The sequence below is a fragment of the Cellulomonas sp. genome (assembly GCF_017744555.1).
Classification (GTDB): domain Bacteria; phylum Actinomycetota; class Actinomycetes; order Actinomycetales; family Cellulomonadaceae; genus Cellulomonas.
On the sequence record NZ_JAGIBD010000120.1, the window covers coordinates 1 to 637 of the forward strand.

The window sequence follows — 637 nt, forward strand, 5'->3', positions numbered from 1 at the left end:
GCTCTTGATGGCGCCGAGCACCGCGTAGCCGCCGTTGCCGGGGCAGGCGGTGTACGCCGTGTCCCGGTGGCCGACGACGACGGGGAGCGCGATCGTCCCGGGCCCGAACCGCGAGTTCTCGCCGCCCTGCGTCGTGTAGCCGACCGTGCTCATCGGGTCGCGGTGGTACGACGCGAGACGCCAGGCGATCACCCGGGCGACGGACTCCTGGGTCGCGGCCGACGGCGTCGTGCTGCTGTAGTCGCCGAGCATGGAGACGCCGACGGTCGACGTGTTGAAGCCGCCGGCGTGGACGCCGATCACGGGCTGCGTGCCCGAGTTGGCGCGCCCCTCGTAGACGTTGCCCCACTTGTCGACGAGGAAGTTGTAGCCGATGTCGCACCAGCCGCGCCCCGTGATGTGGTACGCCTGGTCGTTGCGGATCTGCTGCATCGCCTGGGCGACGGAGGCGTAGGCGTTGCTGCCGGCGGTGTGGTGCACGACGGCGGCGAGCAGCGTCCGCGCGACGTCCGGCGCGCAGGCCTGGGCGCGCGCGCCCCACTCCGCACGGGAGTAGACGCGGGGCGCCGCCACCGACGCGGGCGCGACGGCCGAGGTCCGGACGTCCGCCGTCTGCACGACGGTCGCACCGCCGCCG

1 protein-coding gene is annotated in these 637 nt (G+C 73.8%); it reads right to left on the reverse strand.

Translation table 11 applies throughout. The features are described from left to right. On the reverse strand, positions 1–637 hold a 637-nt coding region (locus J7523_RS20475), incomplete at both ends, for an N-acetylmuramoyl-L-alanine amidase (protein WP_291890647.1).